Here is a 23,581-nt window from a genome sequence, read left to right on the forward strand (position 1 = left end):
ATATTCATAAAAAACAGGCAATTAGGCTTTTTATGCCTGCGCGGCCTTGCTGTTTGACACGATTTTTGACACGACTTTTGACACGAAAAGGACGGATTGGGTATGTCAAATAGTCTGCAATTACGCGGCAAAACTTGGTGGATTAGGTGGCATGTTCCGAAGCGGTTCAAGTCGGTCGAAACACGCAAAGAAATATTTTTCAGCCTCAAGACCGGCGACGAGGAAGTCGCCCAGTTGCGCGCGGCCACTGCCAAAAAGCGAACCGTCGCAATGTGGGAGGCTCGCCTTTCCGGCGAAAACCCCGACTTTGAGGCCGTCGTAAAATACTGCCAAACACTCGGCTTCACATACCGCCCTGTTGCAGAGGTGTCAGACGAGGAGTTCATTGCGCGCTTCAAAGCGATCGAGGACGTGAAAGACGCGGCAACAGCTGATGCGGTCCTTGGCACGGTCAAGCCCCCTCAGATGAAGGTATCCGGCCTTGCCGACTGGTACGATGAACACACCGCATACAAGCGCAAGAAAAAGAACAAAGAGCAAAACCGGATCTGGAAGTCACCCTTTAACCTCTGCATCAAACGCTTTCAGGAAGCGTGTGGCGACATGGAAGTCCTGACCATCGACCGGAAGGATGCCGTAAAATTTCGCGACAACCTGAAAGAAATGGTGGCCGCTGGGTCCATTCAGGCCGACACGGCCAATAAGTCGCTCGGTTCAATTAAAACCATGATGAAATACTACCTGCTGGATCTGGCACCAAATACAGCGAACCCGTTTGACGGTCTGGCCCTATCCGCCGGTAAGAAGCAGCAAAAAACGCGGCCGCCGATCCCAAGTGCAAGCATTCAGCAATGGCTGCGGTCTGGTGTTCTGGATGGGCTAAACGATCAAGCGCGCGACATCCTGCATGTGGTGGTCAACACCGGCTGCCGGCCTTCTGAAATTTGCGGCCTCCTGCCCCACCACATCCATCTCAATGCAAACGTGCCCCATTTCGATCTGGTCGAGGAAGGGCGCGAATTGAAAACCGCGGCGTCGATCCGAAAAGTCGTGGTGGTCGGTGTGGCCCTAGAGGCTATGCGGCGCAACCCCGAAGGCTTCCCGCGCTATCGCGGCAAACACGGGACGTATTCAACGGCCGTGAACAAGTATCTGCGGGAAAACAAACTGACAGGCGATAACGGGTTGAGTTTCTACGGCCTGCGTCACGCCTTCAAGGACCGCCTGCGCGCTGCCAACATGTCTGATAGCCTGATGGATCAGCTGATGGGGCACACAGAGAAGGGTGAGAAGTATGGCGAGGGCTACGATCTGCACCGAATGCAGGAAGCCCTCACCGAGGTCAGTTTTTACTGATACCAGTAAGCGTCTGCGGTGTAGTCACGGAAACTCGCTGCGCCGTCAGCGTCGATCTTCATCAGCTGAACGCGCCCATAGGCGCCGTATTCGCTGCCCCCGCCGGTTGCGCTGGCAAAGAACACGGCCGAACCGTCGTCATACTCGGAAATCAGGCCGCTGCGCTCGTCCACCGGAACGTGCTTGCGCCAGTCTTTTTCCTGCATACCATCGACCAGCTGCCAGTCTTCGGCCAGCATATCGCTTTGAGATGCCAGCCATCCATGCAAGATCGCACCTTGCGCGGTGATCATCGCAACACAGGGCAAGCGGGTGCTGGTGTCGTGATCACCCAATTCAAACAGCTTTTTGTCGATGCCTGCGCGCTCCGCATCACAAGCACCCTCAGGCGCAAAGCTACCGTTGACGATGTAGACGCACATTCCCTTGCCGTTCCAGCCTTCACGGGCGACCCGCGCGCCGTGCTTCATCGCATCAATTGCTTGACCAAAGTTCATTCGTCACCTTCCAATTCATCAAGATCTTCCTCTACCTCCTCCGGCACTTCCTCTTGTGATGGCGGCTCAATCGGCATGATGTCCTGCATCGGGCGCTTGGTGGCCGCCTTGACCGCGTTCATCGCGCCGTCCTCAAACTTGCTGGCTGCCATTGCCGCTTGACGCCCACCTTCGGGAACGCCCTCTGCGCCGGAAGCCAATGTCATGTCGATCAGGTCGGCCGCTGCCGCCTTGAGGATCGAAACCGAGCCAGAAGCTGACGGGTTGAATTCGGTGCCGACGCGATAGCTTCCCATCGTTTCGTTACGCTCGACGCCCAGCCCCTGCACGGCCAGAGAAATCGCCTGCAGCGCCAGGTCATGTTCGGGCTGCGCGATACGCATACCCGCGCCTCTGAGAAGGAAATAGCGGACCAGCCGGTCCATTTCCTGCGGGATCTCAGCGCCAATGGCTTTGAGGGTGGTTTCCGCAGCAACGCTAATGTCGTTCAGTGTTTGATTAGAAATCATAGCTCTTTATCTTTCTCGCTGATGGGTCAGACGCCGAAGGTATCCGGCGTTTTTGGGTGTATTGCGGCTGTGGCGCTAAAAGGCGTCGGAAACACCTTATTCATACATTCGCGCATGGTGGCCGCTTCGGCTTGGGCGATCCGCATTGCGACAATGGCGTTGGCTTCGGCCTTCTTGGCTTGATCCAGCGCCTCGCATTCTGCCTTTGCCTGCGCCACCTGCTCTCGCAGCAGCTGGATGGTTTTAACCATCGCAGACGCATGGCTATCCTTGCTGACCGCCTCCATATTCAGGCTGGCGACATTTTCCTTATCGATGATCGCGCACTGTGTTGCGGCCTCAATGGCTTCGGCGGCAGCGATCATCTTTTTATTTTTAGTGGTGTCCGCGCGTTCGCGGATGTAGGCGACTGCCTTCTGAAAGGCGTCACATTCAACGTCAGGGCGGATTTCGGAAGTATCCTCAGACATTAGGAAGACTCCTCTGGTTAAGTGTTCATTTCGTAGATAAAAGCCGCAATCGCTGAGAAAATTCCGATCAGGGCGGCTGCCGAAAGCCCATCAGGCTGCATAGCTGCGGCTGTGAATGAGGCGCTGGAAATGGAAACAAAAAAGTAGTTCATATTAGCCATTCTCCTTATTTCATGCGGGCAATACGGGCGGCGATGAACACAAGGACGACAACCATTGCATCCAGCACCCAGTCGATCACCGGCGGCATTACGGCCTGCAACGCGGTGAGGGTGGCGGCTGCTGTGACGGACCACAGCAGCACCTTTTCTTTGAGCCAATCAAGCATCGTAGTCAGACAGTTTCAGGCTCAGCTTGTCGGCCAGCTTTTCCAGAACCTTGATTTCAGCCGGATCGACTTCACCGTCCGCATCTGCAATATCCATCGCGGTCAGCAGAACGATTTCGCTGTCTTCGTGATTGCCGGCCACATCCTCGATCTCTTTCCAGAGGCCAATCTTGCCGACACGGCGGCCTTGAGCGCGCGCCAGCATGCTATCAATACAAGCTTCGATTTCACGGGTCGAAAACGAGTCTTTCAGCACCTTGTTTGCGGTGACGGCATTGGCCGTTGCTTCGATTTCGATGTCGTCAATGTCCCCGTCAGCGGCCGCAACCAGCGCGGCAGAGGCGCAGACAGCCTCCAACAGATCGGTGCGGCCCGACATGCGTTTTGCGCCACCAGACAGTTTTTCTTTCAGTTTACCAAACATTCTCTCTCTCCAAGTTTTGGTTAAATCGGCTCTGTCGTCCGCCGCTGCCCCCGACGCGCAGGGGCAGAAAAGGGCGTCAGGATTTTTTGGAGGCCGTGAACATGTGGACCTCACTCATCAGGAGTTCCTCGCCGTCTTGCTCAAGGCTGCTTTCGTGAAAAATCTGCGGGTTATCCTGTGCCGCCATCATCATTTCGCGACGCATGTTTTTCACTTGCATGTCGCGCAGCTTCGGCTGATCCATTTGACGGATTAGATCAAACCTACTGAACGCACGTCGGCCTTGGATTGTCGCAATTCTATTGCGATCAACGCACACCATGCCGTGCAGTTCAGCCTCATGGATAAGCTCTTGGCGGGAAAGCCGCGTCAGGCCGGAGGGGGCTTGATTGCGCACAGACTTGAAGGTCGGTTCCGTCATGTCAGCCACTCCACCGCAAAGAACAAACCTACAATCAGCGACCAAGCGAATATGAAAATGACGACCGCATCCACGATCAATGCGGATTTTGATTTAATCTGATGCCTATGGATCGTTCGGGACATTTGCGCCGCCGCGATTAAAACGATCAGCTGGCACAAATCCACAATGGTGACCCATGCTTCTAACAGCCACTCCATCAGTGCAGCCCCTTGCCAGGCATGATCAAACCGCTTTTCTGGCCTTCGCCTTGCAGAGCCGCATCAATCGCTTGAGTGGCGTCCAGCTTTTGCGCTGCGACCGAAAAGTTTGATCCAGTATTGGCGATTTCGAGGATCAGACCCTTAAGCTCATCGCGCACCTCTTTTGCCAGCGCGTTGTCTTCGGGGATTTCCATTGCCCCGATCTTTTCTGACACGAAGAGTAAATGCTGGTAGATCGAACCTATCGCGTTGCGGGCATTGACATCAAGCACAGCAAATTCAGTCGCGAGATTTTCGAGGCTCTGCCCCGGCATGGTCATGACCGCGATTGCGGACTGGGTGAGTTGCTGCTCCAGCTTGTTGGTCTGGGCCTTGTTCAGTTTTTTAGGCTGCATTCTGCATGCTCCTTGCGATTTCGCGCGCTCTTGTGATTGCGCACTGGGATGATTTCGCGATTTCAAGGCGCCGCTCGGCTTCCAAAAAAGCCGGCACGAACCGTTCGCCGTGAATGGCGACCAGCTGCGCAGCCTTTTCGTGAGCTTCCTCAAAATCGCGGAGGGTCAATTCATCTTCTCCGGCTTGGCGGCTGGAACGCAGATGAACGTCAGTTCAGCGTGATAGGTGACTGTCGGGCGCACCTCTTCGTCGCCATCCTCAAAGGTGCCGTCGATCAGCTGCACCGGCATCAGATCCATTGACCGACGCGCCAGTGCGTTCTGGGTTCGGACGCAGCGGGTTTCGTGCATCTTCTCGAAGTTCTCAGAGCATTTTGCACAATTGCAATACTCATACCCCGCCTCAAGGCGCACCACTGCATCCTTGGGGGCGCACAGGTAGCCCCGCCGCTCCATTTCAGCCAGCAGCTCCTTGATGCTTGTCTTTTCAATTGAGGACATCTGCAAACTCCTTGCGCGCCCAGCGAACAAAGGCGGCCATATCAATGTCAGCGGCGTCACACAGAATTTTGAGATCCTCGGTTTCTGTGGTCAAAAGGCGAATATCCCAGATGGTGCGCGGCACGGTGCCGGTCTCCATCTTGGTTTTCAGCGCTGATTTTCTTTCGCGTTGAGCGTCACGGATTGCGCAGACCAATACCGACGCCCACATCGCGCGACAGGCTTTGTAATCCCTCGGCTCACCACCCCCCAAAAAACCATCAGGCCAAGGCATCCGATCCATCTGCGGTGAGCCACCTTCCCCATTAGTCATAGGTTCAGGCTGGCTCACCGCCGGACGCTCGGCCGATCCGCTCCCCAAAGCGTCGGCCATCAGCTGCGCCAAGAGATCGTTGTCACTGCTCACGAAGAAACCTTTTCAGCAAGATTTCATCAGCGCCGCTGAAAATCGCACCGCCTTCGCGGGTGCCCGTCATATCAAGAAACACCTTCTTGTCCGCGCCCGCATCGACCGGCTCTACAGCCACATATGTGAAGGTGATCGTTCCGGCCGCACGACATGCACCCTTAGCACCCTCGCCCTCTCGGCACGGCATCAGCGCGACCTTGCCTGCGTTTACCTTGACGCCCAGCTGCAGCCTCATCGGCTTGGTCGGGACGCCATCAGGCCAGATCTTCTCCGCAACCACCTTCTTGATCGAAAGCGTTATAGTGGGCTTTTTGCGCGCACCGCGGCCAGTGCCGGCAGACTTCACCGAAAGCGTCACATTCCCAGACGCCATGATCGCTGGCATGGTAACAAAAGTCATACCGACACCCCGCACAGACGACGTACCCAAGAAGGATTGTGGCAGATCATCGTGTCACATACTCGCATCAGATTTCCTTTCTCAGTTTGCTGGAAGGGGGAAAGAACAGGCCGGAACAGCCGACATAGAAATGACGTACCCAGCCAGCAGCTGAAGGCCGAAAGCCACCGAAAAAACCAGAGCCACAAGACCCAAGCTCCCAAGCACGAGGCAGGTAAAGCTGGGCGGCCCCATGCCTTCGTTCAGATCCTCAAAATCATCGGGGTAGAGGGGAAATTTTTTGTCCATTTTGTCTATTGATCCCATTTTGAAAAATTGGTGTCGCGAGGAGAGAGGGGGGCTATGTATAGGGAACCCCCGCTGCCATTCGGGGTTGATGGGGGGGTGGGTGTTGGTGCACGCATGGCTCCTTGCCTACCCCCTACCCCCCTTAGACCCACGTCACCGCGCCACCACTGACAGCGCTGCCATACCCAACACGAACCCGATTGCGATTAGAGCCATGCAGATACCCATCACACGGTCGCTTCGGCGCTGCGCTTCTTCCTTGCGCTGTATCCGCGCCATTGCCTTAGCTGCCTCCTCCTTTATCGTTGGCGCTGGTGCTGGCTTCCACGGTTCGGGCTGTTCGTATGGCACGAGGCGCTTGGGTGGCGCTGCCTGCACCTCCCGCGCGTACCAGTCAGCCGCGAGTTCTGCCCGTAGCTGCTCTTCATCATTCAGCAGGCCCAGCGACGGCGTGTATCCGAGATACCGTTTGGCCTCGACTGTCTCTGCCTCCCGCGCCTCTGCCTGCCGCTCCAGCTTGCGCAGGCCAGCCTCAGCCGCACGCCGCTCCTTACGGTTCCCAGCCTGCTTGATCCGCCGTCGCGCTACCTTCCGGCGCAGTGCTTTCTTCGATGCCATTGGCTCTATGCCTCCTGTTTTCGCTCTATGAGAGTACAAACCCCGTGAATTTCGGTACTAACCCGTGGTTTTCCTATCCTCAGGTTGCAAAATGGGAAAATCTCTGGGGAAAATCCGGTAGAGGAAGGATTTGATGGTCCATCCTCCCTGCGAATATTTCCCATTTTTGCTAGGATTTCTTCGCCTTTGCGTACAATACATCCATCATACCCACCTATCTGTGCATTATTGTCGTGTGGTGCGCGGTACAGGGCGTCAGTCAGTCGGCATTGGCTCTCTACTTGGGCTATTACTTGGACTGCTTGTTGTTCTATGAGTTCTGTTATGAGTTTGAGGGTTTGTGCAGGTGCGTGGTGCTGGCCCTGCCAGATCAGTGAAGGCGCAGAATTTCTCCCGTTCTTGCTCATTTCAGGGTCTCCTGAATGTCTGCAATGCGCTGTTCGATCTGTTCTGTTGTGGCGTCTTGCAGGCGTGTGCGACCCTGCATGACCCAACGCACCATTTGGTGCTGGTGCTGGTACAGATCGGCCTCAATTTTCTGCATTGCGAGTAGCCAAGCCTTCGCGGTGATCGCGCCGCGCAGGTGCTGTCGTGGATCATCTGCAATGGTGATGTGCTGGCTATAGGATGCAGTGGAGCGGAATAGCCCAGTGCCCTTTGCCTTATGGGTATCCGGCCATCCCTGGCTTGTACCCTTCTGCGGGCATGATGTGAGTGGATCGAGGTTGACCCGTGCCACGGGTTTGGGCGGCAAAATAGGTGAACGCCTCATGATCGCGTAGCGGATGATCAGAGACAACGTTTGGCCTGTCACTGCGCGCTGAACCAGATCGTGCGCCAACACAGCATCGTCGTGACTTCTGTTGGCAACCTGCATTTCTGCGGCGCTGGATGTGTCCACCCGAACGCCCAATCGAACCATACCTGATATGAGGTTGGTGGCGCTGTTTGCACCATAGCCTTCCACCCCATCAAATGACATGTGCGCCTGCTCTACAGCATAGGCCCAATGCAGCATTTCCAGCGCGTTTCCGCGATATGATCGGTGAAATTGGCTCATGACATCATTCACTAATGACACATGGCCGCATCCAGAAGGCTTTTTTATCCAATACGGCAAATAAGTAGCGCTAAATCAGATACTAAAACCACAAGAAACCATCAATGCAAGCGACTCAACATACTGATATTAAACATAAAAATAAAATAATGCGATTATTTAGAAAAATCCCCAAAATGTCCTTGCTTGTATCCATTTTGGATAATATAAGAGTCCGCAGAAGAACAATAAACGCACCGAAAAGGAGAAAGGATGCACAAAAGAAGACGGGGCTAATTCGGATCAGATGGCCCATACAACCCCCCCGATATGTTTGGCTCATCTGTGTGAGCCGCGCGAACCACTCACTTCCCCATCCCTCGACGCGCGGCTCACATCACATGGACCAACCACCCATGACAGCGAAAGGACAACCAAATGATTAACAGTATGGGAAGATTAGCGGACGCTCAGTTGGCCCGCTACATGGCACCGGATGCACAGAAACACATCCACGACACACCCGAAAAATGCATCGAATTCCTCAATGAGGATGCAAAACTCGCCTACCTGCGCCGCTTGTCGTATGTAAACGACCGCGCAGAGAAAACCGCCAAACGTCTCGGCTATGTGGGCGTCGGCATTATCACCTTCGCAGAGGATCGCATGGCGACGCTTAACCGTCGCGCGACCCGCGCCATGATGGGCAAAAAGGTGGTGATGTAATGACCTTGAAATTCACCATTGAAATCGAGTGCGGCAACGCAGCCTTTGACCCTGAAAGCGGCGGCGAGGCGAATGAGATTGACCGCATCCTCAGCAGGCTTTGCCGCAGCAGTTATATTTATTTGATGGCGCAGAGTATGCACAACGGTGCTGACGAGGCAGAACACAGCCTGTCCGACCTGAACGGCAACCGCGTCGGCACGGCCCGCTTTACCATCGAATAAACGCTTGCCTCGGGTGCTGGGTTTACTGTCCCCAGCTCCCACTTCCCCCGCGTGGCGTCACTCCACCACTCACGGGCCGCGCGGGGGCTTTTTCAGCGAAAGAATGACCAATGACAACTTGGATTACCGACGAGAATGGAAACCGCGCAAGCGTTGAGCATTTCGGCAGTGAAGAGGCAGCACGCAACGCCCTCGCAACCCTTATTAACTGCACGAACTGCAAGAACTGCACGTACTGCACGTACTGCACGTACTGCACGCGCTGCACGGACTGCATGCACTGCACGAACTGCACGAACTGCACGAACTGCACGAACTGTCACCGCATCAAGTACGCAACCAGCCCTATTGTAGTCGGCCCTTTCCGGTCTGACGGCTGGCAATTCGTTATGAATAACGACGGCGGCATCCGTGCGGGCTGTCGGTGCTTTGGCAACATTGAGCAGGCGTACGAACACTGGAACGAGACGCGCGGCGGAACGCCGCTGGGCGACGAAACCACGGTTATTTTGGACGCGCTGGAAGCCTTGGCGAAGGTGAAGAGATGAACACAACGGAAATCATCATGCGGGCGCTTAACGATTACCTTGACGACCCGATGCGGCTCCTCGGTGACGTTATTGGCGCTGCCAGCATCTTTATAATCATTCCATTGGGCCTGACTTTGGCCGCGATGTTTGGGGGTTGATGCAATGACCGCAAGCGAAAAACTGGAAGCAATACAGCAACTGATTGACGGAAATTGGGACCACCCGATTTTGAGCGCAGTTGGCCCTCTTTTCACAAATTTGACTGACAACATTCAGACTGTGCTGGATTTGGAACTGATAGAGTTTTGATGACATGAACGACATGATGCCCGCCTACGCCCTTGCCGCCCTGCTTATGGTCGGCGCGTTTATCCTCACTGTTGGCCGCGAGTGCCCCCACGAGGATAGCTACAACTGCACCCACGACGACGGCACCGGAACGCCCTTTGTCGATGTGCTGGGCTATCGCTTTTACGATCAGAATGCAGAGGTTGAGACATGAAAACCAGACGCACAGAAGCCGATATACGCCGGAACAGACCTGCACGCAGTATTGATAACATCGTGCCTGTCATGGCGCTGGAAATGGCGCTGGAATGCGCCCTGCCAGACAACGTAACCGACTGGCCTACGGGCTTGCTGGGGACATGGGGCAACGCAATCCAAAACGGCGCCTTCGACGAAATGCCCCAATACCCCAGCATTGGCGACATGGCCGCTGCCTTCATCAAGTATCAGGCCAAAAAAATCGAAAGCATGGTCGCGGCGGACAAGACAAGCGCCGAAGCCGCGCAAGAGGAGGATTGATCCATGCGCGTTTACACCAAAGACAGCAATGGCACGGAAACCCGACTACGCGTCAATCGTGGCTCCGGTGAGTTTTCCGAGCGCGTCGGCGTAACCCTCTACAGCGATGCCATCGACGCTGAGTGCATCCCCCTGCGCATGACCGTAGGGGAAGCCGCGCAGCTGGCCGCTGCCCTGTCCACAGCGATTGCAGAAGTGAACGCAGCGAAGTGACCGCGCCATCGGTGAGGGCTGACAGAGCGCAGCCCGATCCCATGCCACGGCATGAACCAACCACCAGCGAAAGAACCACCATGATCACCAACGAATACCTATGCCTCAGACTGGGCTTGCGGCCCTCTGAAATCCCCCAAAATCGGCTGAAACGCCAGCAAGGACCGCATGTCCTTCAAATCCGCGTGCATCACCACGCGGGCGAAAAATCCCTGAATGTGGAAATCACTTCGGACACCGTGCAGTTGACCAACAACTGCCAATCGCTTTGCCACATGACGAATGCGGACCTCGACGCAGCAATGCGCTATGTGTTGGCGATCACCACAAACGCGAAGGAAATCAAACGTCTGGTTCTGAAAGATCGCGGCACTGACTGGGTGCGTATCTGGGATCTTATCAAGGCTGAGGTGAGCGCATGACATACGCAGTGATCGACAACACCGGAACACCCTACCCCGTATCAGACATGGATGACGCCATTTACAAGCTGGCAAGCATCGCGCGGCACCGTGAAGGGGCAGACCCTGCCAAGATCCGCGTCGGCTTGGAAAATGACGGCGTGTATCGCATTGACGACAAGCCCTGCATCAATACCAGCCGCTTCAACGCCGCTGTGATCGACCTGCGCCGCGCCGGAATGCAGCACTATCAGGCGATGAACCGCCACCTTGACGGGATCAACCAAACGATTGCCGACGAGGCACAGGCCGCTCGGTTGCAGGCCAAACGCCCCCTCAATGGCGATTGGCTGGTGCTGGCATCCGGTGATCGCCGTCGATTGGCTCTTGTCCATGATGATTTGGGGCAATGGGAAGCGCAGCCGACCATGACCAAAGGTGGCTCATTCACCATTTCAAAAAGCGGAAAGTCCGGTTTTTCAGGGTTGTTTGACGACTGCTGCGCCATCGAGCCGTCCAACCTGCATCCCGAACCCGCGCATTTCTGGTTTTTCGATCACGGAGAGGCCGGAGCCAACCGTGCCGTCAACTGCATGATCCGCGTCAATACGTGGATCGAAGGACTTCCCTTCTAACCAAGGATCAACACCATGACCAACGAACAACGCGGCCCCCAGGCTGCGAACAGTATCCTCTTGTCTGACGACATGGCCACGATTGCCGAAGCGCTGATGGATTATTGCGAAAACAACATCGCAAGCGATGCACACGAGGAATACCGCAAGGAACTCAATGCGGCTTGGGATCGCGTGAAGGAAGCAGCGAAAGCAGGGTGCGCGGCATGATCAGCACCCGCAAAACCATCGGCGCCAACATCCAGAGATTAAGACGGGAACGCGGCCTGACTGTTTGCTGTTTGGCAGAGCGCACAGGGAAAAACCCGAACTCGCTCAACCGGATCGAACGCGGCCAAACCCGCCTTTCCGTTGATGTGCTGGCCTGTATCTGCCGTCACCTCAACGTGACCCCCAACGACCTCTATGGATGGGAGCCGACTCAATGACCCAACCGAAGAACAAAAAGCGCGCGCACCAGAATGTTTCTGCCCGTTTCCGCGCACAAGACGAAGCGATTGAAATTTTCACAGACGCTTACGTATCTCACAGGCGGGCCAACAGAGGCGGATATGCCTCGTCTTTTTCACTGAATGTGGACGACGCCAAAGCGCTCCGCGACCTGATCAACATAGCTTTGGAGGATCATAACGATGCTTGATAGCCTTTTCAGTCATTCGGATCTGGCCCAGCCAGTGTGCGAAAAGCGTCCTCTGATAATTGACAGTTTCGCCGGCGGCGGTGGCGCGTCTACTGGCATCGCGCAAGCCCTTGGCTGCGATCCAGACTTTGCGATCAACCACGACCCGCTGGCCCTGTCTATGCACGCGGCCAACCACCCGAACACAACGCACCTGATTACCTCGGTCTATGCCGTGGACCCGCGCGATCTGGTGCGGCGCGGGCAGAAGGTCGGGCTGTTGTGGGCCTCGCCGGATTGCACTCATTTCAGCCGCGCCCGTGGATCAGCGCCAACATCTGACCGTGTGCGCGGTCTGGCTTGGGTTGTCCCGCATTGGTTGGAGGTGCTTGGCCCCGCCCAAAGCCCTGACGTGATCCTACTGGAGAACGTCGAGGAGTTTCAGACATGGGAGGACTTCAAACCGTGGTGCGCGAAGATCCGCAGCCACGGATACCGGATGGAGTTTCGTGTGCTTCAAGCCTGCGACTATGGCGCACCAACGATCCGCAAGCGCCTGTTCATGGTCGCACGGCGCGATGGTCGCCAGATTGTCTGGCCTGAATCGACGCACGGCGATCCGAAATCCCCCGAAGTGCTGGCGGGAAAACGCCTGCCTTGGCCCACCGCTGCAAGCTGCATCGACTGGTCTGTGCCTATGCCGTCGATCTTCGACACCAAAGAACACATCAAGGCCACTATGGGCATCAACGCGCAACGGCCATTGGCCGACAACACGCAAGCGCGCATCGCGGCAGGGATCAAGAAATTCGTGATCGAGGCGAACGAGCCGTTCTTTGTCAGCTACGCCCAGCAAGGCGGGGCCAACCGCAGCGCAAACGACCCCATGCACACCCTCTGCGCCAGCCGGAAAGACCAAAACCAGATCGTTGCGACCAAGCTGCGGCTTGCAGCTGGCTTCATGGCCCAGCACAACACAGGCGTTGTCGGCCGCGATCTGAATGCACCCCTGTCAACGCTTACGACGCGCGGGACACAGCAACAGTTGGTTGCCGCGCATCTGATCAACATGCGTGGAACAAAGCAGAACCAACTAAAGGGTCGATCCCTACTAGACCCCATGCCCACAATCACGTCGGGAGGCGGACACGCCGCTCTTGTCGCTGCCTTCATGGTTAAATTCTATGGAACCGGCATTGGCGCAAGCCTGCATGAATCCATGCACACCGTCACGACCAAAGATCGCTTTGCGCTGGTGACGATAAACATTGGCGGCGAACCCTATGTGATCACCGACATTTGTATGCGGATGCTGACGCCACGCGAACAATTCCGCGCGATGGGCTTCCCTGAGGGCTACAAAATCGAGCGCGGCCACGACGGGCGGAAACTGTCCAAGACAGACCAAACCCACAAGTGCGGCAACAGTGTGCCGCCCCCTCTGGCACGCGCCCTGTCAATGGCGAACTGCACCCACCTGTATCAATGAGGATCAAATGCAAGTTTATGAGCTGATTAATGAACTGGAAAAGCACAACCCACACGCAACCGTGGTTTTTCCCGACACATCTGGTTCCGCTGATTTTGAGATCGTCGGAGATGTGAAATTCCGCTGTGGCACCGACACAAACGGCTATGGCGTCTATTTCCGAGAAGCCAAGAACGACGGCAGCGCCGAAAATTTGGATTTGGTGGCGCTGTCATGAGCCGGAAATCCACAATTTACGAAGCCCTTGCCGAAAGGCTGGGGCGCATCCTGCACGAAGTCGCAGAGGAAAGGATCCAGGCATGAACGAAGATCGCAAAGCACTGCTTGAGCGCATCCGCGCCATGCAAGCAAAAGCCGAAAGCGAAGCCGCATCGGAAAATGAGGCCATGCAGGCCGCAGCGATGGCCGCAAAGCTGATGGCAAAGCATGAAGTCACCGAGCAAGAGCTGGACCTGATCGAAGGCGGTGCGGCGGGTGTCACAATGGAGCGCCTCAAGGCCAGCACAAAGACTGTGCATATGGCTGTCCGCTGGGCTGCATCTGGAATTGAAGACATGACGGAAACGACTGGGTTTTTCTCAAAGTCGAAAACCCTTGGTCGCGAGCAACTGGTATTCACAGGAATTGAGACCGACGCAGAAATGGCGATCTATCTGGCCCTAATGATCAGGGGCGCGGCGGATCGTGCGTGGAAAAGTCATGCGCATGGCCAGCATTTCCGCAACCGGAACAAGTCCCGCAAATCCTTCATGATCGGCTTTGGTGTGCGTATTTCCGAGCGCCTAAGGGTGCTTGGGCGTGAGCGCCGCGCATCCCGCGCGCCTTCGGGCGGAACGGATTTGGTGATCCGAAAGCAAGACCTGATTGAGCGCCACCTTTCCGACATCGGCCTTGACATCACGGAGCCGCGAAAAGCCCGTCGGATCGAGGTGGATGAGAACTATCACCACGGACGTCAGGCAGGCGACCACATCAACCTCTCTCGCCCCATTGAGGAGGGCGAAGGCGACACCGCCGCAATCAAAGAAGCCACACGAGGATAAAACCATGATCAACGCAACAGTTTACACCTTCGCCACCGACTGCAACGACGGCACCAACAGCGTCACCTTTGGCACCGAAAGCGAGGCCGAAGAATACGCATGGGAGTGGTGCGCAGAACGCGCAGACCTGTGCCGCATGTGCGTGGACCTTGACCTGAAATTCGACCCCGAAGACCCCACCGAGGCGCTGGCAAACTCGGACGTGTCGTGGGGCGACATCTGGGAATACAACACCGAAATGTTGGCGACGTGCAGCATGGAAAGCCACGTTATTCGCATCCCCTTGCCCCACCCCGACATTGGGGCTTTCAACAGTATGGAAGCCCTTGCCAGTGCGTTGAAAGACGGTATCGGCTCAGACATTTGGTATGACGCTGACGACTATAAGGACTTTAACGCCGCCGCGCAAATCACAAAGACGCAAAACGCAATGGCAGCAGCTGCAAATCTGGTCAGCGAAATGTTTGGAACGCGCGCGCCCCTTCACAACATCCGCGATGAAGCGGTGCAGCTGGTGCGCCAGATCGCAACCGGACAATTCGATCCGGCCACAATCACCGATACCGCCAGCGACATCGTGCATCGTCTGGAGGGGGGCAAGTGATGAAAATTATTCGTTCTTTTTCGATCTATGTAGCCAAAGGGCTGGGAGTGGTTGCGGCTATGATGATGGCCCTTGCATTGCTTGGTGTGTTGATATTTTTCCCTGCAATTCTTTCCGAAATTTTCAACAACAAAGCCTTTGACTGGCTGTTCGCAATCCATGTCGTGCTGATCTTGGCTTGGACGGGAAAGGAATTTTCACAATGACAGCCCTGCACCTTGTCGAATGGCGCATGCACATCGACGCAGACAGCCCACAGGAGGCCGCACAGAAGGCTTGGAGCTATATGCGCCGCCAAGGCAGCACGGCCAACGTGTTCGACGTTTACAGCGACGGAGGGAACGTCGAACGCGTGGATCTGCAAGCCCTGATTGAAGATGAACAGACTGAACCCAGTCAAGAAGAAATCAAACTGGAGAATTAACCAATGAGCGAAGAAACAACCACCGTAGGCGTCCGCCCAACCCTGGTAAAAGCCACCCTCGAAGCGATTGTCGAACATACCGACAACCACGCCGAAATGATTGCCCACGCCGCCCTTATCTGGCTTGTACTAGAGCGCGAATTTGGGGTCGAAAATCTGGATCATATTCGCAAGGAGTTTCAGCCTATCGCTGACGAAATCTTTGCGTCAGTGATCGACGAATTGGAACTGCCGGAGCGCGAAGGCGAACCTGACAAAGGGCAGGCCCAAGAAGCTACCCCCGACGGCCCTCAAAAATTCTACTACACCGTCCTATTGATGGAGGACGAAGGGATGCGCGATGAAGACCAGCCCCCCTCCGAATGGGTCAAGCGGTTCTTCATCGAAGTGGAGAGCGAAGATCAAGCTGTGATCATCGAGGCAGCGCGGCAGGAAATGGCGGATCTGTTCAATTGGCAGGGTGAATACACCCCCGAAGAACTGCGACAACTACTGGATGCTCAAGAGCCGGTCGCGATCTATGCCGGGCACCACACTGACGAGCTGGTGTCGTGAGATGGCACATCGAGTGGCTGGATGAAACCGGCCACTCATGCACCACCGAGATTGACGCAGCGCACTGGCAAGGTGCCTGCGACGACCTTCTGGACCAACACCCAAACGCCGAAATCGTGTCTGTGACCGATGAAGACGGCGAGAAAGTAGAAATCTGATGAGCGGAATGGTAACGATTTTCGCTGACGCCTCTGTCAACACCCAACACAAGCGGGCTGGCGCAGGCGCATGGGCCAAGGGCGACGGGCGTTCCTCTGTCTTGTTTCGCAAGACGCTGGAATATGATCGAAACGTGACGCTGGCTGAACTTCGAGCATTGCGGTTCATGATCGAACACCTGTTTGAAACCGGATACATCCAGCCAGACGATGATGCGATCATGCTGCAATCGGACTGCCTGCAAGCCCTATGGGTGCTGAGCAGGATCATCCCCTACGCGGTTGAGAAGAAACACCCCAACGGCGCGCCCTTGAGCAAATGGAAACAACGATCCTCCGAAAGCATTTGGCAACGACGAGAAGCAGAGGCCATTCGTCAAACGCTGGGTTCCCGTCGCGTGTATCTTCGTCACGTCCGAGGCCACAAGGAGGGTGACGGGCGGCAATGGGTCAATGAACAGTGCGACCGACTGGCAAAGAAGGCTGCATGGGAAGACAGCCCTGCCTGATTTCTCTCTAAATCCCCACCAAAGGCACGACCAAGGCCCGCGTTTTGGTTGTGCCTTTGACCCACTAAGGGCAGATAGTGGACGAATGGGATAACGCAAGACTTTCCGATTTAGCAAGTCTATGTGAAATAAAGGGGCACTGTATTTAATATCAATTTTAGAGGCTTATGGTGGACAACCAGATCCGAAACATCCGAAGACAGATTGGCATGACGCAAGAGAAACTTGCAGCCCTAACTGGTGTATCAACCGGATACCTCAGCCAAGCAGAGCGCGGGATAATTGAGAACATCCCAGCGTACCGCCTATCCGATCTGGCGGAAGCATTAGGCACCACCGTTGAGGATCTGACACGGCCCGACGAAGAAAAAGAACAATCAGCGGTCGATATGATCCGAGAAATATTACGAATGCCCCGCGCCGCAAACGAGGTGATCGTTCTGGGTGGGGAAGACATCGAGCGCATGAAAGCGCTAGTATCCAAGGACTAACAACATGCTAATCATTCTACACGCCACAGTCGGCGGATATTTTGCAGCTGGATTTATGAGCGATGGGGAGCGCGAAACAAAGCCTATTGGGCGGATCGCAATCATCATCGCTGCCACCCTGCTCACCACTGGCTTCTTTACGTTCCTGTATATGTTGGCCGAGCAAGAAGAAATGCACAACCTCATCAAGCGCGGCCTGAAAGAACACACAATACTGGCGCTGGTGTGCAGCGCCGTTGGGTCGATTATTGGCAGCAGGCCACGACGCACCACAGGCGCTTACGGCAATTCAAAACGATAGGTTCCCCCGAATTTTAAAGAGTGATTTGTGTAAGAAAAGACGTCCTTATAAGGGCGTCTTTTTTCTTTATATTTAGCTCAAAAAACATTTGGTTTTGTCCAGTTTGGCTAATAATATATAGCCACTAGCGAAAGGATAACCAATGAATGCAATGACCAAATCCCCCGTCACCCCAGTACCGACACCCGCCGAATTTGCGGAAATGATCGCTGCCAAATACGGCCAGAAGTCTGGTGTTCTGGATGGAGAGAATACCCGCCAAGCTGAGAAGCTGGTGCGCCTTGCCCTGATCGGCCTGATCGGTAAGGACGACCCGCTGTCCAAGCTGCTGACAGCCTATTCCGCTGCCCAGCACTACGCCCTGATTGGTGCGCGCTATGATGAAGATGTGCATCTGGCCTGCGACAACGCCGTTGAAGCGTGTGAGGAGATGGTGCAGTTCATCCAGAACAGCCTGCGACCAGGCGGGCAGCACTGATGGGGAGCGTGAATATCGCCCAAATGCGGGCAGAGTTGAAACGCATTCGTTTTGAAGATGCCTATAAAGCCAAATGGCTGGCCGAAAAGCCGACCAAGGCCCAACAGCGCGCCCTGATGGACGTAGGCACCCGAAAGTTTACTGTCTGTGGGTTCCGCTGGAGCAAGGGCGCTTCGACGCTATCAACGGATCTTGCCGCGCTACAGCCGAAGAAGCAACCCGACGGGTCTTGGTTCTTGTGTGATGATGACGCCAAGATCCTCATGATACTGGACGAGCAGGAGCCGACGCTTAACCGCGCACTGACAAATGAAGTGCGCAGCAAGAACGCCGGAACCGATACCATCAAGAGCAATACGGATCGAATGCGAAACTTCTGCCTGATCCGGCGCATCAACATCGGGTTAAAAATCTCTTGGGTACTGACACCGGAAGGTCTGGCCGAAAAGAAACGCAGAGAAGCCACAGCATGACCTTTGACGAATATCGGCGAAAACACTCTGTATCAGGGCGGTCGATATTCGCATTACGGGCTATGGCAGAGCGGGAGGGCGTGGAAGTCCCGCCGCTCAAGGCAAGCCCAAGGCCGGAAACGCCGGAGGCTGGTCCAATCACCCTACCCAGTGAGCGAGAGGCGGAAATCATCCGCGATGTGTTCAGGCGTTATTTCAGCCAAGGATAAACAACAAGGCCGCGGAGACAAACCGCGGCCTTGTTTTATTTGATCCGACCCGCCGACCGATCAAAGTCCTCTTTCATCCGGTCGAAATTCTGGCCCACCTTATCGTCCTTGCCGATAGCCGCGCGGCTTTCTACTCCCAGCAGCTTCCGCATCCCGATAGCTGCACCCTCTTTGTCGCCAATGGTCATTTCCAGACCGCAGAGATCCAGAACAGCCGCCTCAAGCCATTTCCAGTAGGCTTTGTCTTGGCACAGCACCGCAGCCTGTTTGACCCGCGTCTTGCCGCGATCAGCCTTTTCCAGCTTGTCGTGGTCCAGCTCCTCATCGTCAGCTATCGGGGCCAGCACCATCATGTAGCGTTGACCCCCGCCAATGGCAGAAAGTGTATCCAGAAACTCACGGTCGGCCACCTCAAACACCGCCGACGCGCCGTTCTTGGTGGACCAACTGCCCCGAAGAAATTTGACCTCACAATGGGGATTGTCAGCCATCTGGCGTAGCCTCCTCAATCGCTTTGATGATCCGGTGCGCCTCGCTTTGGCTGTCTACGTTCCGCTTGACAGCAGCGATAGCAGCCAAGCGGATAGCCTTTGCCTTGTCGCGCTCCAATTCCAGCATGTGCTGGTGGTAGCGCTTTTCGCTATCAAACACATCGGCATGGACATAGCGGCAAAACTCACCCTCTTTTTCTGAATAAGAGTGCATCCAGTTGTGCTGCATGATGTCCACATCCTCCTGCGTGATGTAGATGTTCATCGGCCAATCGGGGTCATTCATAGGTCCAGCGCCCCCTGTGAAAAGATCTTACCCAGTCTGGTCAAGCCTTTCGGCGTAACCAGCGCCTGATGGCGACTACGATCATCGCCGCCCTCCACTGACTGAGTGAAGGTTTTGACAGTCATTAGGCCAGCTTTGGTCTTGTCGGAATAGGGTAGCCACGCCCCCTTGTTGCCAGGTCGATAGATCCAGCCATGTTCGTGCATCCAACTGATGAATTGGCGCTCTTTCACCTGCAAGATCTTGGCGGCCGCACGGAGGGAATGCCCACCTTCTGCCCGCGCGATCCGGTTTAGCGCCCCAACATCGTCCTGCATGTCTTGGATCTTCTCAGCCTGTAGTCGGCTTTCCAGCGCCAGCGCCTTGTTCTCCTCCACCTGATCGGCCCACGCACGAGCGGCGGCGGCAGGATCAGCGAAATTGGGAAGCTGCAAGGAGGTTTTCGCTTCCAGCTCTTGCCAGCGGTCCACCACCCGGGCGGTGAACTCCGGCGATAGCTGCGCCACCACCACGTAGCTGTCGCGCTTTTCGAGAAGGTAGACAGACATGGTGCGACCGCGCCCCATCACATCTTGAATTTGTTCATCCTCAGTTTGAGGACGGACAATCACCCCCTTATTTACAAGGGTTTCGATAGTTCGCTTCACATTGTCATGTCTCACATCCAGTAGGTCAGCGATTTCCTTGCTGGACATAGTGAGGGGTTCGGCGGTGTTAAAAATCATATCGTTCATTGTCAGGCTCTCCCTGTCATAATCTGGTAGATGAAGTCTCTGTTGGTTTGTCCCAGCATGTCCCGTAAGGTGTCATCACATGCCTCTGGGTTGCCCGTGGCCTCGGCTAATCGCTCTGCCCAGATCCGAGGGTCATTGTCCGAGCCAATCGGAAAACCAGCCTTTTCCCACCAGTCGAGGCCGCTTTTTTCCTGATGGATGTGAATTTGGTGACGCAGCGGCAAGACATGCCGCCAGTGGGGCTTGAGCGCCATTCCGGTGTGGACGCGGATATGGGCCACCTCCAATTCCACAGAGGCACCCGATAAGGCGCAGCGCCGAAGGCTTTGCAAAAAAGCAAAATGCCGTTTTTCTTGGGTACTCCAGCGCTCATCGCGCAGATTTCTTGATGTGTGCATGATCATCCCCTGTTCTGGCTGGGGCCAGCGGGCAAACACCGCTTCATGGTGTCCTTCATTTCGATGATAAGAGGGTGACGCTTGGAACTATCGGAAAGACGCTCAAACCACCAATGACGCAGATCGTCTTGGTTCTTGACCGATCCGGCAGCCCGAACCGCCACCCAAATGGCGCCGTAATCACTCACGGCACCACCTGGTCTTTCAGAAGGCATTAGAACGGAATTTCGTCGTCTAGGTCACGGACAGGATAGCCACCGTCGCCCTGCTGATTGTCGTAGCCGCCCTGCTGGTTCTGGTTGCTACCGTTGTTGTAACCGCCGCCCTGCTGGTTCTGACTGCCGTTACCGTAGCCGCCACCGCCGTAGCCACCACCACCATAGCCACCGCCTTGCTGGTTGCCGCCGCCACTATCGCCACGCCAACCTGACAAGATTTCAACGCTGCCTCGATATGGCTTAACAACAACCTCGGTCGTGTAGCGGTCTTGGCCGTTCTGGTCCTGCCATTTTCGGGTTTCCAGCTGCCCCTCAATCAGAACCTTGCTGCCCTTGGCGGCGTTGCGCTCAAGGAAGTTGGCGACCCCCTCCCCGAACACCGCCACACTATGCCACTCAGTCTTTTCTCGACGTTCGCCGGTCTGCTTGTCTTTCCAGCTTTCACTAGTCGCAACCCGAAGATTTGCCACCTTGCCGCCATTCTGGAAGCTGCGAACCTCAGGATCACGCCCAAGGTTCCCAGCAATAATCACACGGTTGTAGCCAGACATTAAGCCGCCTCGCGCGCGGTGCGCTGGCGGATCTTTTCAATCACCTCCAACACATCCTGCTCAAACTCAGCGGCCTTTACTTCCATATCGGCAATGATCGCGTCGTCACGCGCAATACGAACAATCCACATCTGCATTTCCAGATCCTTGATGCGCGGATCAAACACGCAGTAATCACAGAACAGCGCCTGCGGCTCACAGGCCATTTGCCAGTGCATCTGGTGGACATATTTTTCCTCCAGATCATCCTCACCCTGAATGCCCACGTATTTGACGAAAGTGTTGCTCTGCGGGCATTTGAACTCAGTCAAGCCGATGAACTTACCCTCGGAGTTATAAACCCGACCATCCGGCGAAGCGCCGGCATTCGGCAGCGTCGGATGGTCAGCGAAATCTGCATCTTCGATCTGGTTGCCCGTGATGAACTCATAGGCGGCGCGCGCCTGCGGCTCAGTCTCGGTGCCCCAGCGCATTGCGGCGTTTTCGTAGAAGTCACCAGCCTCGCCTGTAAGGCGTTCAGCTGCGACATCCGCCACATATTCCCAGTAGGTCTTTGATTTTGGCGTCCCCTTGCTTTTGAGGCGGTGCATCATCTTGTACGCCATCGAAGCGGTCATTTTACCAAGGCGGGCGGCATACCAATCGTCGGTACGTTGTGCGTTGTTTTCCATTGTCGTTGTCCTTAGTTGACGCGCTTGTTGAGGGTGTCCATGACCTGCTTGAAGGCGGCAGGTTGCAGTTGCTCAAGGCTCTGGATGTTGTAACGGCCAAGAATGCTTTCGGGGCGGGTGCCAGTCTTCTCAATCAGCGCCTGCAATTCGGCCATCTTTTCAGGCGGCACCATCTGCGCCTGCTGATTGCGGCCACCGTTGCCGTCGTCGTCCTCACCAGAGGAGAGGGCAAAGCCCAAGCGCAGAAGATAGCGTGCGCCATAGCTCATCGTGGAGCCTTTGGCCTGAATTGCCGTCTTATTAGTTTTGCCGCCAGTACCAGCCGCATCCAGAGGAAATTCATCGCTCATTTCCTCCTCATAACCGTCCTCGTGGCACATCACCATCGTCAGACCTTGGTGGTTCTGCTGCTGGGCGGGAAACGGGCGGTAGTAAATGCTCAGACCATAGCGAGACAGCGCAGGCACAACCGCGGCAAGGATCGTTTCAAGATCGGCGTATTTACTGCGGGTGTGGTTATTTTCTTTGGTCTTAATGATATTGCCGACCTCAGCGCGGGCCTGTGCCACAGCGCGCCGGTAAGCCTTCTTGGCGCTCTTTGCCTCCTCGCGGTCGCGCATGTCGATCAACTGCTGGAGGCGATCCAAATCCGCACCGGAATGCAGTGCCATCTGGATCATGTTTTCAGCCATTGAGGCGTTGGGGTTTGGGGTGAATGCGGCTTGTGGCGCAGGCTGAGCGGCTACAGGCTTTGCGTCATGAGATACAATCTCACCGGATTTAGATGCACCGGGCGCAATCGTATCAACATTTTGAGTCTGTGTTTCCATTTTTGTGGTTCCTTTGTCTATCGCTGACGATTGGACGATATGGATAATGATAGAGGACTGCAAGCAATAATATCCAATAAAGATTAAAATATAATCCTAAATATAAATATCAATCTATCCATTTTGGATATTTATATTGACGACTAATGGAATTTGAACATATGTTGCCGCCCATTTAGGGGATGTGCGATGAGCCGAAAATCCAGGCGCGGTAAACGCGACAACAATCACCAAGAGATTTTTGCAGTGATGCGACCCATCGCATCTGTGTGCGATCTTGCTGACGCAGGCGATGGAATTCCTGACGGATCGGTGAAGCCCAAGGGTCACGTCGGCTGGCAGTGGTTCGATGTGAAAAACCCTGAAACACCGTATGGCCGCAGCGGCCTGAACCCTATCCAGATGGATTGGGCAATGAAGACAGGTGGGCCTGTCTATCTGATCAGCAGTGTCGATGAGGCGATGCAGCTTGCACGCGGGGATCTGGATGGACTGAACCGCTTCCCCCCCGAAAACGGGAAAATCTCGGCTGGCGACCTGCTGGCCCTAAAGAAAATGGGCCGCCCAAAAGGACGACCCATCAGCGAAAAAACAACCACTGACCAAAGAACCACCAAAGGCCAGCTACGCACGACGTAGGGCGACAGCGAAACAC

At 55.4% G+C, this 23,581-nt stretch carries 51 protein-coding genes; 28 read left to right on the forward strand and 23 right to left on the reverse strand.

Going from position 1 to position 23,581, the window contains the following annotated elements; translation table 11 throughout:
• Window positions 1–102 precede the first annotated feature (102 nt).
• Window positions 103–1,356, forward strand: coding sequence for a site-specific integrase (locus MHM86_RS02470; RefSeq protein ID WP_239195368.1), 1,254 nt, complete (start codon window positions 103–105; stop codon window positions 1,354–1,356).
• On the opposite strand, the gene MHM86_RS02475 is transcribed toward MHM86_RS02470, so the two are convergent.
• From MHM86_RS02475 to MHM86_RS02550, 16 genes are all read right to left on the reverse strand, one after another.
• Complete coding sequence (locus MHM86_RS02475) at window positions 1,350–1,853, reverse strand: DUF2829 domain-containing protein (RefSeq protein ID WP_239195369.1); 504 nt, start codon at window positions 1,851–1,853, stop codon at window positions 1,350–1,352. The genes MHM86_RS02470 and MHM86_RS02475 overlap by 7 nt on opposite strands.
• Complete coding sequence (locus tag MHM86_RS02480) at window positions 1,850–2,362, reverse strand: hypothetical protein (protein ID WP_239195370.1); 513 nt, start codon at window positions 2,360–2,362, stop codon at window positions 1,850–1,852. Before MHM86_RS02480 ends, MHM86_RS02475 begins: the two co-directional genes overlap by 4 nt.
• Before the next feature lie 26 nt (window positions 2,363–2,388).
• Entirely contained in the window at window positions 2,389–2,832 is a 444-nt protein-coding gene (locus tag MHM86_RS02485) for a hypothetical protein (RefSeq protein WP_239195371.1), read from the reverse strand.
• A gap of 17 nt (window positions 2,833–2,849) precedes the next feature.
• The gene (locus MHM86_RS02490) at window positions 2,850–2,993 is read right to left on the reverse strand and encodes a hypothetical protein (RefSeq protein WP_239195372.1); all 144 of its coding nucleotides are present in this window, start codon (window positions 2,991–2,993) and stop codon (window positions 2,850–2,852) included.
• 5 nt (window positions 2,994–2,998) lie between these two features.
• Window positions 2,999–3,160: a hypothetical protein gene (locus MHM86_RS02495; RefSeq protein ID WP_239195374.1), complete on the reverse strand. Its 162-nt coding sequence runs from the start codon at window positions 3,158–3,160 to the stop codon at window positions 2,999–3,001.
• Complete coding sequence (locus tag MHM86_RS02500; RefSeq protein ID WP_239195376.1) at window positions 3,153–3,584, reverse strand: tellurite resistance TerB family protein; 432 nt, start codon at window positions 3,582–3,584, stop codon at window positions 3,153–3,155. The genes MHM86_RS02495 and MHM86_RS02500 overlap by 8 nt, the downstream gene beginning before the upstream one ends.
• 76 nt (window positions 3,585–3,660) lie before the next feature.
• The gene (locus MHM86_RS02505) at window positions 3,661–4,005 is read right to left on the reverse strand and encodes a hypothetical protein (protein ID WP_239195378.1); all 345 of its coding nucleotides are present in this window, start codon (window positions 4,003–4,005) and stop codon (window positions 3,661–3,663) included.
• Entirely contained in the window at window positions 4,002–4,205 is a 204-nt protein-coding gene (locus MHM86_RS02510) for a hypothetical protein (RefSeq protein ID WP_239195380.1), read from the reverse strand. Before MHM86_RS02510 ends, MHM86_RS02505 begins: the two co-directional genes overlap by 4 nt.
• A complete protein-coding gene (locus tag MHM86_RS02515; RefSeq protein WP_239195382.1) occupies window positions 4,205–4,603 on the reverse strand; it encodes a hypothetical protein in 399 nt (132 codons plus the stop codon). Before MHM86_RS02515 ends, MHM86_RS02510 begins: the two co-directional genes overlap by 1 nt.
• Complete coding sequence (locus tag MHM86_RS02520) at window positions 4,593–4,772, reverse strand: hypothetical protein (protein ID WP_239195384.1); 180 nt, start codon at window positions 4,770–4,772, stop codon at window positions 4,593–4,595. Before MHM86_RS02520 ends, MHM86_RS02515 begins: the two co-directional genes overlap by 11 nt.
• A complete protein-coding gene (locus tag MHM86_RS02525; RefSeq protein ID WP_239195385.1) occupies window positions 4,769–5,104 on the reverse strand; it encodes a hypothetical protein in 336 nt (111 codons plus the stop codon). Before MHM86_RS02525 ends, MHM86_RS02520 begins: the two co-directional genes overlap by 4 nt.
• Window positions 5,091–5,510, reverse strand: a complete 420-nt coding sequence (locus tag MHM86_RS02530) for a hypothetical protein (protein WP_239195386.1) — start codon at window positions 5,508–5,510, stop codon at window positions 5,091–5,093. The genes MHM86_RS02525 and MHM86_RS02530 overlap by 14 nt, the downstream gene beginning before the upstream one ends.
• On the reverse strand, window positions 5,500–5,913 hold the full coding sequence (locus tag MHM86_RS02535) for a hypothetical protein (RefSeq protein ID WP_239195387.1): 414 nt from the start codon (window positions 5,911–5,913) through the stop codon (window positions 5,500–5,502). Before MHM86_RS02535 ends, MHM86_RS02530 begins: the two co-directional genes overlap by 11 nt.
• Before the next feature lie 81 nt (window positions 5,914–5,994).
• The gene (locus tag MHM86_RS02540) at window positions 5,995–6,201 is read right to left on the reverse strand and encodes a hypothetical protein (RefSeq protein WP_239195388.1); all 207 of its coding nucleotides are present in this window, start codon (window positions 6,199–6,201) and stop codon (window positions 5,995–5,997) included.
• A 153-nt stretch (window positions 6,202–6,354) separates the two neighbouring features.
• On the reverse strand, window positions 6,355–6,819 hold the full coding sequence (locus MHM86_RS02545) for a hypothetical protein (protein ID WP_239195390.1): 465 nt from the start codon (window positions 6,817–6,819) through the stop codon (window positions 6,355–6,357).
• A 403-nt stretch (window positions 6,820–7,222) separates the two neighbouring features.
• On the reverse strand, window positions 7,223–7,879 hold the full coding sequence (locus tag MHM86_RS02550; RefSeq protein WP_239195392.1) for a hypothetical protein: 657 nt from the start codon (window positions 7,877–7,879) through the stop codon (window positions 7,223–7,225).
• Between the two features lie 417 nt (window positions 7,880–8,296).
• Here MHM86_RS02550 and MHM86_RS02555 point away from each other — a divergent pair, with 417 nt between their 5' ends.
• From MHM86_RS02555 to MHM86_RS02680, 26 genes are all read left to right on the forward strand, one after another.
• Window positions 8,297–8,584 (forward strand): hypothetical protein, encoded by a 288-nt coding sequence (locus tag MHM86_RS02555; RefSeq protein ID WP_239195395.1) that lies wholly within the window; start codon window positions 8,297–8,299, stop codon window positions 8,582–8,584.
• Window positions 8,584–8,808, forward strand: coding sequence for a hypothetical protein (locus MHM86_RS02560; RefSeq protein ID WP_239195397.1), 225 nt, complete (start codon window positions 8,584–8,586; stop codon window positions 8,806–8,808). Before MHM86_RS02555 ends, MHM86_RS02560 begins: the two co-directional genes overlap by 1 nt.
• 110 nt (window positions 8,809–8,918) lie before the next feature.
• Window positions 8,919–9,356, forward strand: a complete 438-nt coding sequence (locus tag MHM86_RS02565; protein WP_239195398.1) for a hypothetical protein — start codon at window positions 8,919–8,921, stop codon at window positions 9,354–9,356.
• A complete protein-coding gene (locus tag MHM86_RS02570) occupies window positions 9,353–9,496 on the forward strand; it encodes a hypothetical protein (protein ID WP_239195399.1) in 144 nt (47 codons plus the stop codon). Before MHM86_RS02565 ends, MHM86_RS02570 begins: the two co-directional genes overlap by 4 nt.
• Window positions 9,497–9,500: 4 nt before the next feature.
• On the forward strand, window positions 9,501–9,647 hold the full coding sequence (locus tag MHM86_RS02575; protein ID WP_239195400.1) for a hypothetical protein: 147 nt from the start codon (window positions 9,501–9,503) through the stop codon (window positions 9,645–9,647).
• A 4-nt stretch (window positions 9,648–9,651) separates the two neighbouring features.
• Window positions 9,652–9,840, forward strand: coding sequence for a hypothetical protein (locus MHM86_RS02580; protein WP_239195401.1), 189 nt, complete (start codon window positions 9,652–9,654; stop codon window positions 9,838–9,840).
• Window positions 9,837–10,145: a hypothetical protein gene (locus tag MHM86_RS02585; RefSeq protein ID WP_239195406.1), complete on the forward strand. Its 309-nt coding sequence runs from the start codon at window positions 9,837–9,839 to the stop codon at window positions 10,143–10,145. The genes MHM86_RS02580 and MHM86_RS02585 overlap by 4 nt, the downstream gene beginning before the upstream one ends.
• A gap of 3 nt (window positions 10,146–10,148) precedes the next feature.
• Window positions 10,149–10,358: a hypothetical protein gene (locus MHM86_RS02590; protein WP_239195408.1), complete on the forward strand. Its 210-nt coding sequence runs from the start codon at window positions 10,149–10,151 to the stop codon at window positions 10,356–10,358.
• An 80-nt stretch (window positions 10,359–10,438) separates the two neighbouring features.
• Window positions 10,439–10,780, forward strand: coding sequence for a hypothetical protein (locus MHM86_RS02595; RefSeq protein WP_239195409.1), 342 nt, complete (start codon window positions 10,439–10,441; stop codon window positions 10,778–10,780).
• On the forward strand, window positions 10,777–11,394 hold the full coding sequence (locus MHM86_RS02600; RefSeq protein WP_239195411.1) for a hypothetical protein: 618 nt from the start codon (window positions 10,777–10,779) through the stop codon (window positions 11,392–11,394). Before MHM86_RS02595 ends, MHM86_RS02600 begins: the two co-directional genes overlap by 4 nt.
• A 15-nt stretch (window positions 11,395–11,409) precedes the next feature.
• Window positions 11,410–11,604, forward strand: a complete 195-nt coding sequence (locus MHM86_RS02605) for a hypothetical protein (RefSeq protein ID WP_239195412.1) — start codon at window positions 11,410–11,412, stop codon at window positions 11,602–11,604.
• Window positions 11,601–11,822 (forward strand): helix-turn-helix domain-containing protein, encoded by a 222-nt coding sequence (locus MHM86_RS02610; protein WP_239195413.1) that lies wholly within the window; start codon window positions 11,601–11,603, stop codon window positions 11,820–11,822. The genes MHM86_RS02605 and MHM86_RS02610 overlap by 4 nt, the downstream gene beginning before the upstream one ends.
• Complete coding sequence (locus MHM86_RS02615) at window positions 11,819–12,034, forward strand: hypothetical protein (protein ID WP_239195415.1); 216 nt, start codon at window positions 11,819–11,821, stop codon at window positions 12,032–12,034. The genes MHM86_RS02610 and MHM86_RS02615 overlap by 4 nt, the downstream gene beginning before the upstream one ends.
• A complete protein-coding gene (locus tag MHM86_RS02620; protein ID WP_239195417.1) occupies window positions 12,027–13,502 on the forward strand; it encodes a DNA cytosine methyltransferase in 1,476 nt (491 codons plus the stop codon). Before MHM86_RS02615 ends, MHM86_RS02620 begins: the two co-directional genes overlap by 8 nt.
• Before the next feature lie 7 nt (window positions 13,503–13,509).
• Entirely contained in the window at window positions 13,510–13,719 is a 210-nt protein-coding gene (locus MHM86_RS02625; protein ID WP_239195419.1) for a hypothetical protein, read from the forward strand.
• Window positions 13,720–13,801: 82 nt separating this feature from the next.
• On the forward strand, window positions 13,802–14,545 hold the full coding sequence (locus MHM86_RS02630; protein ID WP_239195420.1) for a DUF2786 domain-containing protein: 744 nt from the start codon (window positions 13,802–13,804) through the stop codon (window positions 14,543–14,545).
• Between the two features lie 4 nt (window positions 14,546–14,549).
• A complete protein-coding gene (locus MHM86_RS02635) occupies window positions 14,550–15,149 on the forward strand; it encodes a hypothetical protein (protein WP_239195422.1) in 600 nt (199 codons plus the stop codon).
• Window positions 15,149–15,355 (forward strand): hypothetical protein, encoded by a 207-nt coding sequence (locus MHM86_RS02640; RefSeq protein ID WP_239195424.1) that lies wholly within the window; start codon window positions 15,149–15,151, stop codon window positions 15,353–15,355. The genes MHM86_RS02635 and MHM86_RS02640 overlap by 1 nt, the downstream gene beginning before the upstream one ends.
• A complete protein-coding gene (locus MHM86_RS02645) occupies window positions 15,352–15,573 on the forward strand; it encodes a hypothetical protein (RefSeq protein WP_239195427.1) in 222 nt (73 codons plus the stop codon). The genes MHM86_RS02640 and MHM86_RS02645 overlap by 4 nt, the downstream gene beginning before the upstream one ends.
• Window positions 15,574–15,576: 3 nt before the next feature.
• Complete coding sequence (locus MHM86_RS02650) at window positions 15,577–16,128, forward strand: hypothetical protein (protein WP_239195432.1); 552 nt, start codon at window positions 15,577–15,579, stop codon at window positions 16,126–16,128.
• Window positions 16,125–16,286 carry a hypothetical protein gene (locus tag MHM86_RS02655; RefSeq protein WP_239195433.1) on the forward strand — a complete coding sequence of 54 codons (162 nt, stop codon included), beginning with the start codon at window positions 16,125–16,127 and terminating at the stop codon, window positions 16,284–16,286. The genes MHM86_RS02650 and MHM86_RS02655 overlap by 4 nt, the downstream gene beginning before the upstream one ends.
• Complete coding sequence (locus MHM86_RS02660; protein WP_239195434.1) at window positions 16,286–16,795, forward strand: ribonuclease HI; 510 nt, start codon at window positions 16,286–16,288, stop codon at window positions 16,793–16,795. Before MHM86_RS02655 ends, MHM86_RS02660 begins: the two co-directional genes overlap by 1 nt.
• A 167-nt stretch (window positions 16,796–16,962) precedes the next feature.
• Window positions 16,963–17,286, forward strand: coding sequence for a helix-turn-helix domain-containing protein (locus MHM86_RS02665; RefSeq protein ID WP_255722997.1), 324 nt, complete (start codon window positions 16,963–16,965; stop codon window positions 17,284–17,286).
• A gap of 4 nt (window positions 17,287–17,290) precedes the next feature.
• Window positions 17,291–17,587, forward strand: coding sequence for a hypothetical protein (locus MHM86_RS02670; protein WP_239195438.1), 297 nt, complete (start codon window positions 17,291–17,293; stop codon window positions 17,585–17,587).
• 142 nt (window positions 17,588–17,729) lie between these two features.
• Window positions 17,730–18,065, forward strand: a complete 336-nt coding sequence (locus MHM86_RS02675) for a hypothetical protein (RefSeq protein ID WP_239195440.1) — start codon at window positions 17,730–17,732, stop codon at window positions 18,063–18,065.
• An 8-nt stretch (window positions 18,066–18,073) separates the two neighbouring features.
• Window positions 18,074–18,538 carry a hypothetical protein gene (locus MHM86_RS02680; protein WP_239195442.1) on the forward strand — a complete coding sequence of 155 codons (465 nt, stop codon included), beginning with the start codon at window positions 18,074–18,076 and terminating at the stop codon, window positions 18,536–18,538.
• Window positions 18,539–18,782: 244 nt separating this feature from the next.
• Here the strand turns inward: MHM86_RS02680 and MHM86_RS02685 are convergent, their stop codons facing one another.
• The 7 genes from MHM86_RS02685 to MHM86_RS02715 form a co-directional block, all read right to left on the reverse strand.
• A complete protein-coding gene (locus MHM86_RS02685) occupies window positions 18,783–19,238 on the reverse strand; it encodes a hypothetical protein (protein ID WP_239195444.1) in 456 nt (151 codons plus the stop codon).
• Window positions 19,231–19,524 carry a hypothetical protein gene (locus MHM86_RS02690; RefSeq protein WP_239195446.1) on the reverse strand — a complete coding sequence of 98 codons (294 nt, stop codon included), beginning with the start codon at window positions 19,522–19,524 and terminating at the stop codon, window positions 19,231–19,233. Before MHM86_RS02690 ends, MHM86_RS02685 begins: the two co-directional genes overlap by 8 nt.
• Window positions 19,521–20,258, reverse strand: a complete 738-nt coding sequence (locus tag MHM86_RS02695) for a phage antirepressor KilAC domain-containing protein (protein WP_239195447.1) — start codon at window positions 20,256–20,258, stop codon at window positions 19,521–19,523. Before MHM86_RS02695 ends, MHM86_RS02690 begins: the two co-directional genes overlap by 4 nt.
• Before the next feature lie 2 nt (window positions 20,259–20,260).
• Window positions 20,261–20,695: a hypothetical protein gene (locus tag MHM86_RS02700; RefSeq protein WP_239195448.1), complete on the reverse strand. Its 435-nt coding sequence runs from the start codon at window positions 20,693–20,695 to the stop codon at window positions 20,261–20,263.
• A gap of 175 nt (window positions 20,696–20,870) precedes the next feature.
• On the reverse strand, window positions 20,871–21,425 hold the full coding sequence (ssb, locus tag MHM86_RS02705; protein WP_239195450.1) for a single-stranded DNA-binding protein: 555 nt from the start codon (window positions 21,423–21,425) through the stop codon (window positions 20,871–20,873).
• Window positions 21,425–22,096 carry a lambda exonuclease family protein gene (locus tag MHM86_RS02710; protein WP_239195452.1) on the reverse strand — a complete coding sequence of 224 codons (672 nt, stop codon included), beginning with the start codon at window positions 22,094–22,096 and terminating at the stop codon, window positions 21,425–21,427. Before MHM86_RS02710 ends, ssb begins: the two co-directional genes overlap by 1 nt.
• Window positions 22,097–22,107: 11 nt before the next feature.
• Complete coding sequence (locus MHM86_RS02715; RefSeq protein WP_239195454.1) at window positions 22,108–22,926, reverse strand: ERF family protein; 819 nt, start codon at window positions 22,924–22,926, stop codon at window positions 22,108–22,110.
• A 189-nt stretch (window positions 22,927–23,115) separates the two neighbouring features.
• Here MHM86_RS02715 and MHM86_RS02720 point away from each other — a divergent pair, with 189 nt between their 5' ends.
• Window positions 23,116–23,565, forward strand: a complete 450-nt coding sequence (locus MHM86_RS02720; protein ID WP_239195456.1) for a hypothetical protein — start codon at window positions 23,116–23,118, stop codon at window positions 23,563–23,565.
• Window positions 23,566–23,581 lie beyond the last annotated feature (16 nt).

Origin of the sequence: Thalassobius sp. Cn5-15 (assembly GCF_022347685.1) — a bacterium.
Taxonomy (GTDB): Bacteria; Pseudomonadota; Alphaproteobacteria; order Rhodobacterales; family Rhodobacteraceae; genus Thalassobius.